7 protein-coding genes are annotated in these 7,120 nt (G+C 64.3%); 1 reads left to right on the top strand and 6 read right to left on the bottom strand.

Features of this window, described 5'->3' with window-relative positions:
• Nucleotides 1-141 precede the first annotated feature (141 nt).
• Nucleotides 142-1,395, bottom strand: coding sequence for a UDP-N-acetylglucosamine 1-carboxyvinyltransferase (murA, locus tag AC5Y39_RS21080; protein ID WP_500021632.1), 1,254 nt, complete (start codon nt 1,393-1,395; stop codon nt 142-144).
• 84 nt (nt 1,396-1,479) lie between these two features.
• Here murA and AC5Y39_RS21075 point away from each other — a divergent pair, with 84 nt between their 5' ends.
• The gene (locus tag AC5Y39_RS21075; RefSeq protein ID WP_500021630.1) at nt 1,480-2,058 is read left to right on the top strand and encodes a cob(I)yrinic acid a,c-diamide adenosyltransferase; all 579 of its coding nucleotides are present in this window, start codon (nt 1,480-1,482) and stop codon (nt 2,056-2,058) included.
• 1 nt (nt 2,059) lies between these two features.
• Here AC5Y39_RS21075 and AC5Y39_RS21070 read toward each other — a convergent pair whose 3' ends face one another.
• The 5 genes from AC5Y39_RS21070 to atpA are packed head-to-tail and all read right to left on the bottom strand — an operon-like array spanning nt 2,060 to nt 7,063.
• Entirely contained in the window at nt 2,060-2,503 is a 444-nt protein-coding gene (locus AC5Y39_RS21070) for a DUF2550 domain-containing protein (protein ID WP_500021628.1), read from the bottom strand.
• Nucleotides 2,504-2,515: 12 nt separating this feature from the next.
• Nucleotides 2,516-2,881: a F0F1 ATP synthase subunit epsilon gene (locus AC5Y39_RS21065; RefSeq protein WP_499912551.1), complete on the bottom strand. Its 366-nt coding sequence runs from the start codon at nt 2,879-2,881 to the stop codon at nt 2,516-2,518.
• A gap of 8 nt (nt 2,882-2,889) precedes the next feature.
• Nucleotides 2,890-4,455 carry a F0F1 ATP synthase subunit beta gene (atpD, locus tag AC5Y39_RS21060; protein WP_500021626.1) on the bottom strand — a complete coding sequence of 522 codons (1,566 nt, stop codon included), beginning with the start codon at nt 4,453-4,455 and terminating at the stop codon, nt 2,890-2,892.
• A 25-nt stretch (nt 4,456-4,480) separates the two neighbouring features.
• Nucleotides 4,481-5,404, bottom strand: a complete 924-nt coding sequence (locus AC5Y39_RS21055; RefSeq protein WP_499912556.1) for a F0F1 ATP synthase subunit gamma — start codon at nt 5,402-5,404, stop codon at nt 4,481-4,483.
• Nucleotides 5,405-5,410: 6 nt separating this feature from the next.
• Complete coding sequence (gene atpA, locus AC5Y39_RS21050) at nt 5,411-7,063, bottom strand: F0F1 ATP synthase subunit alpha (RefSeq protein ID WP_500021624.1); 1,653 nt, start codon at nt 7,061-7,063, stop codon at nt 5,411-5,413.
• Nucleotides 7,064-7,120 lie beyond the last annotated feature (57 nt).

Here is a 7,120-nt window from a genome sequence, read left to right as displayed (position 1 = left end):
TTCAACAGGCAACCCTGCCAATGTACTCGGTGTCGCAGAGTTGGTCAAACCGCTGGCTGAACGCGCGACGGTCTGCCGTTCCCCGAGTCTACCGCTGCTCACCCGCCCGAGCACAGTCGCCCGACCATCGACTCGTATCTGTTACGAGACCCGCTCGATCTCGGCGCCGAGACTCTTGAGGTTCTCGACGAACAGTGGATATCCGCGATCGATGTGGAACACGTCGTGCACCTCGGTGTCTCCGTCGGCCACCAGGCCGGCCAGCACCAACCCGGCGCCCGCGCGGATGTCCGATGCCCAGACCGGCGCACTGGACAGTTGCGGGATGCCTCGCACGACCGCGTGGTGGCCATCCGTGCGCGCGTCGGCGCCGAGCCGGATCATCTCTTCCACGAACCGGAAGCGCGCCTCGAAGACGTTCTCGGTGATCATCGACGTGCCGTCCGCGATCGCCGCCAAGCCGATCGCCAACGGCTGCAGATCGGTGGGGAACCCGGGGAACGGCAGTGTCGCCACGTTGATGGCCTTCGGCCGCTCGTACTGCACCACGCGAAATCCGTTGTCATGCTGGGTCACTGTGGCTCCGGCCGCGTGCAGCTTGTGCAAGACCAGTTGTAGATGTGCGGGATCGACACCGGTGACCGAGATGTCGCCGCGTGTCATCGCCGCCGCGATCCCCCAAGTGGCCGCCACGATCCGATCACCGATCACGCGGTGCTCGGTGGGATAGAGGCGGTCGACACCGGTGATCGTCAACGTCGACGTGCCGGCGCCTTTGATGTCGGCGCCCATCTGGCTGAGCATCGTGCAGAGGTCGACGACGTCCGGCTCACGGGCCGCGTTGTGGATCGTCGTCACGCCCTCGGCGAGCACCGCCGCCATCAAGATGTTCTCGGTGGCGCCAACGGACGGGAACTCGAGCTGGATCTCGGCCCCGTGCAGGTGTTCAGCCGAGGCCACCACACAGCCGTGCTCGATGTTGCAGTTGGCCCCAAGTTGCCGTAATCCGGCTTGGTGCATGTCAAGTGGCCGCGAGCCGATCGCATCCCCGCCCGGCAGCGCGACTCGCGCTTTCTTGCACCGTCCGACCAGTGGTCCCAACACGCACACCGAGGCGCGAAATTGGCGGACCGCAGCGAAATCGGCGTCGTACTTGGGTTCGTCGGGAGAGGTCACACGAACCACCGAGCCGTCGAGCTCCACGGTCGCGCCCAAGCCCCGCAGCACCTCTGCCATCAGCGGGACATCGAGGATGTCGGGGCAGTTGGTGATCGTGCTAGTGCCCTCGGCCAACAGGGCCGCGGCCATCAGCTTGAGCACGCTGTTTTTGGCGCCGGTGACGGCCACTTCCCCCGATAACCGGTTGCCGCCGGTCACCACAAAGCGCTCGCTCACGCGGGTTAGTGTAGACAGCGCGCCAGCCGAGTGGACGCAAGGAGCGCACACATCTGACGTCCGTCTGGCGGGTACGGTTTGGCCATGGCAGTTCACCTCACTCGGATCTACACGCGAACCGGTGACGACGGCACCACCGGCTTGAGCGACTTCTCGCGGGTGAGTAAGAACGACCCGCGGCTGGTGGCGTACGCGGACTGCGACGAAGCGAACGCAGCGATCGGAGCAGCGATTGCATTGGGCTCGCCGGATGAACAACTCGCGCAGGTGTTGCGGCAGATACAGAACGACCTGTTCGATGCGGGGGCGGACTTGTCGACGCCCGTGGAAGAGGACCCGAAGTACCCACCGCTGCGGATCACCGAGGCGTACATTCAGCGCCTCGAAAGCTGGTGCGACCACTACAACGAGTCGCTTCCGGCTCTCAATTCGTTCATCCTTCCCGGCGGCTCGGCACTGTCTGCCCTCCTGCATGTCGCACGCACGGTCACACGTCGCGCTGAGCGATCGGCTTGGGCTGCGCTACAACAACATTCGGACACCATGAGCGTCCTGCCGGCGAAATACCTCAACCGGCTCTCCGATCTCCTGTTCATCCTGTCCCGGATCGCCAACCCCGACGGGGATGTGTTGTGGCGGCCGGGCGGCCAAGAGCCGCAATAGATCAGACAGACCGTCGTTGTGCGCGCGGCGAAGGCCTCGACTCGAGCCACGACAGGAACGCGGTGAGAGCGCCCCGATCGAGCGCCACTTCGTAACCCCGCCGCCGATCCTGGGCGGTGTCGCGCAACTCCAACACCGCGGTCTCGGCGGTCATGATGTCGAATTCGTCATCGCGGGGGGCCCGCCGCGACACGATCTCGATGCCACGGCGACTGAGCCGGCGGTCCGGCCACAACCGCAGACTGGACAACCGGTAGAAGCCCGCCTCGCCGCCGCGGTACCGAATGACGCCGTGCCGCCAGCCGTGCCCGCCCACAGCGGGAATGTCGCGCAGGATCGCGGCGGTTCCGCCCTGGCGAAGCTTCCACAGCCGATACGTCAGCGCGAGCACGGCAAGCAACAGCATCGCAACGAGCGCGACCATGACTGCCATCGACGCGCTCACCGGCGGCGGCTCCTAGTCGATTTCGCCGAGCGCCCGCAGTCTCGCACGCCCACGCGCGGCAACACTCGGATCGTCGGAATCTGCGTCGCTTCGGGCTTGGTCGGCATTGATCTCCGAGTCGAACTCCGCCGACTCGGCCAAGATGATCACGCCGTCGTCCGTCACGGACATGAAGCCACCGTCGACGGCGATGCGCAGATCGTCCTCGCCCTCGCGCTCCACGCGCACCATCGCGTCATCGACGAGCTGGGCCACCAATGGGATGTGCCGCGGCATGATACCGATCTCGCCGGTCGTGGTCCGAGTGAACACGAAAGTGCCTTTCCCCGACCAAATCTCGCGTTCCACCGCGACGATACTGACATCCATGTCGGCCATGTCAGCGCCTACTCGTCATTCTTGTCGCCGTCGCCCTTGTCGCCGGAATCGTCCTTGCCGGAATCGCTTCCGTCCTCGCCCTTGCCGGACTTGGTCGGCGCACCGTCGTCCTTGGACTCGTCGAGCTTCACGCCCAGGCTTTCCGCCTTCTGCTCGAGGTCTTCGAGGCCACCGATGAGGAAGAACGCCTGCTCGGGCAGGTGGTCGAATTCGCCCTTGGTCAGCCGGTCGAACGCATCGATGGTCTCCTTGAGCGGAACCGTCGATCCGGGCTTGCCAGTGAATTGCTCGGCAGCCATCATGTTCTGCGACAGGAACCGCTCGATCCGGCGTGCCCGGTTCACCAGCTGCTTGTCTTCCTCGGACAGCTCGTCGATGCCGAGGATCGCGATGATGTCCTGAAGATCCTTGTAGCGCTGCAGGATTCGGATCACTTCCTGTGCCACGGCATAGTGCTCGTCACCGACGATGTTCGCGTCGAGAATCGTCGAGCTGGACGCAAGCGGATCCACCGCGGGGAAGATGCCCTTCGAGAACACGTCGCGGCTGAGCTCCGTGGTGGCGTCGAGGTGCGCGAACGTGGTGGCGGGCGCGGGGTCCGTGTAGTCGTCGGCCGGCACGTACACCGCCTGCATCGAGGTGATCGAGCGGCCACGCGTCGAGGTGATGCGCTCTTGAAGCTCACCCATCTCGTCGGCCAATGTCGGCTGGTAACCGACCGCTGACGGCATCCGGCCCAGCAGCGTCGAGACCTCCGAACCGGCCTGCGTGAACCGGAAGATGTTGTCGATGAACAACAACACGTCCTGTTCCTGCTCGTCGCGGAAGTACTCGGCCATGGTCAGCGCCGACAACGCCACGCGCATACGAGTGCCGGGCGGTTCGTCCATCTGCCCGAACACCAGCGCGGTGTCCTTGAGCACATTGGCTTCACCGAGTTCGACCCACAGGTCGTTGCCTTCGCGCGTGCGCTCGCCCACGCCGGCGAACACCGATGTGCCGCCGAAGTTCCGCGCGATGCGGTTGATCATCTCCTGGATCAGCACCGTCTTGCCGACGCCGGCGCCGCCGAACAGGGCGATCTTGCCGCCACGGACGTAGGGCGTGAGCAGGTCGATGACTTTCAGGCCCGTTTCGAGCATCTCGGTACGGGGCTCGAGTTCGTCGAACTTCGGCGGCTTGCGGTGGATGGGCCAGCGGTCCAGGTCCTTGCCGTACTCCGTGTCGTCGAGGCAGTCGCCCAAGGCATTCCAGACGTGGCCCTTGGTGCCGTCACCCACCGGCACCGAGATCGAGGCGCCGGTGTTGACGACTTCCACCCCTCGGACCAGTCCGTCGGTGGGCTGTAGGGAAATGCAGCGGACCAGGTTGTCGCCGAGGTGCTGTTCCACCTCCAGCGTCAGCTTCTTCGCCAGATCCTCGAAGGTGATCTCGGCGTGCAGCGCGTTGAACAACTCCGGCACGGCGCCGCGCGGAAACTCGACGTCCACCACCGGCCCGGCTACCCGCACCACCCGGCCGTTGGTGTCCTTCTTGTCCTTCTTTTCTGTGTCGCGCTCTGCGGTTGCAGTCATGGGTTCTCCGCTTTCCTAATGGGTCCTATTGCGCGGCATCCGCCAAAGCGTTTGCGCCGCCTACGATTTCGCTGATTTCCTGGGTGATCTGTGCTTGCCGTTCGCGGTTGGCCTGCAATGTCAGGTCCCTGATGAGGTCGTCGGCGTTGTCGCTGGCCGACTTCATCGCGCGCCGCCGCGACGCCGACTCCGAAGCCGCCGACTCCAAGAGGGCCGCGAAAATCCGAGTGGTGACGTAGCGCGGCAACAGCGCGTCGAACAACGTCTCGGCGTCAGGCTCGAACGAGAACAGTGTCCGCGGGCCCGATTCTTCCTCTGTGTACTCCACGACCATCGGGGCGATGCGGTAAGCGACCGCCTCCTGCGACATCATGGTCTTGAATTCGGTGAAGACGAGGTGCAATTCGTCGACACCGAGGACGTTGTCGGGTCCCGGTTCGTCGCCCTCGTCGTCGGCCCCGGCGTTGAACGCGTCGACCAACGTCGACGCGATTTCCTTGGCGTTCTCGTAGTCCGGCTTCTCCGAGAAACCGGTCCACGACTCCTTGATATCCCAGTTGCGGAAACTGTAGTAGCTCAACGCCTTCCGGCCGACGACATAGAGAACCGGGGTCTTGCCCTCCTCTCGGAGAAGCGCGAACAGCTCCTCTGATCGCCGAAAGACGTTGGCGTTGTATGCGCCGCAGAGACCGCGGTCCGAGGACACCACCAATACGCCTGCGCGCCGCGGATTCTCCCGCTCCACCAGCAGAGGATGATCCAATGCCGATTCGTCGGCGAGGTTCGTCAGCATGGTGGTGATCTCGGCGTTGTACGGCCGGGCCGCCTCGACGCGCGCCTGCGCTTTGGCGATGCGCGACGTCGCGATCATCTCCTGAGCCTTGGTGATCTTTTTGATCGACCCGGCGGAGCGAATCCGACCGCGAAGTTCGCGAAGTGTGGCAGCCATGTGTCCCTAGCTCTTCTTCTGCGGCGGAGCCGGCTTGCGCACCTTCACCGTTTCCTTTTGTTCCTCGGACTCGTCCATCGCTTCGACGTGTTCGTCGGGCACGATCGAACTGCCATCCGACGTCGAGAAGCCCTTCTTGAATTGGTTGACGGCTTCTTCGAGCTTCTTGCTGATGTCGTCGGACATCGCCTTCGATTCGCGAATCTCCTTGAGGACCCCGTCTTGATCGCCGCGCAGATGGTCGAGGAACTCGGTCTCGAAGCGGCCGACGTCGGCCACCGGCACAGAATCCAGATGTCCTTGTGTCCCAAGGAAGATCGCGACCACCTGCTCTTCCACCGGCATCGGATGATGCTGCGGCTGCTTGAGCAGTTCCACCAGTCGCTCACCGCGGTCGAGCTGCTTTTTGGTGTTCTCGTCCAGGTCCGACGCGAACGCCGCGAAGGACTCCAGCTCGCGGTACTGCGACAGATCCAGCCGCAACGAGCCGGCGACATCCTTCATCGCCTTGATCTGCGCGGCACCACCGACACGCGACACCGAGACGCCGACGTTGATAGCCGGGCGCACACCCTGGTTGAACAGGTCGCTCTCCAGGAAGCACTGGCCGTCGGTGATCGAGATGACGTTGGTGGGGATGTAGGCCGAGATGTCGTTGGCCTTGGTCTCGATGATCGGCAGGCCCGTCAGCGACCCGCCACCCATCTCGTCGGAGAGCTTCGCGCACCGCTCCAGCAGCCGAGAATGCAGATAGAACACGTCACCGGGATAAGCTTCGCGCCCCGGCGGACGGCGCAACAGCAGCGAGATCGCGCGATAGGCCTCGGCCTGCTTGGACAGGTCGTCGAACACGATCAGCACATGCTTGCCCTGGTACATCCAATGCTGGCCGATTGCCGAACCGGTATACGGCGCAAGCCATTTGAAGCCCGCCGACTCGGATGCCGGCGCCGCGACGATGGTCGTGTAGTCCATTGCGCCGCCCTCTTCGAGCGCATTATGGACGCTGGCGATCGTGGTGCCCTTCTGGCCGATCGCGACATAGACGCAACGGACCTGTTGCTTCTCGTCACCGGTCTCCCAGTTCTGGCGCTGGTTGAGGATGGTGTCGACGCAGATCGCGGTCTTACCGGTCTTGCGGTCGCCGATGATCAGCTGGCGCTGGCCGCGGCCGATCGGGGTCATCGAGTCGATGGCCTTGATGCCCGTCTGCAGCGGCTCCTTCACGCTCTGGCGCTGCACGACCGACGGGGCCTGCAGCTCCAAAGCCCGGCGCTCGTCGGACTCGATGTCGCCGCGGCCGTCGATCGGCTGGCCGAGCGGGTTGATCACCCGGCCCAGGAAGGCGTCTCCGACCGGGACAGACAGCACCTCACCGGTGCGCTTGACCTGCTGACCCTGTTGGATCTTCTCGAAGTCGCCGAGGATGACCGCGCCGATCTCATGCTCGTCGAGATTCAACGCAACCCCGAGGACACCGCCCTCGAACTCGAGCAGCTCTTGCGTCATCACCGACGGCAGACCCTCGACGTGCGCGATGCCGTCGCCGGCGTCGATGACCGTGCCGACCTCCTCGCGCGCCGTTTCCGCGGTGAAGCTGGAGACGTACTCCTCGATTGCACCCTGGATGTCGTCGGGCGAAATCGTCAACTCTGCCATCAGGTTCTCCTCTTCGCGCAAGCGCTCGTGGTGGCTTGTCGTCTTTGTGTCCGTATG

The organism is Mycobacterium sp. NGS39 (assembly GCF_059812765.1).
The sequence above is the reverse complement of the archived record's forward strand: the minus strand, read 5'-3'. Positions and strand labels throughout refer to the sequence as shown.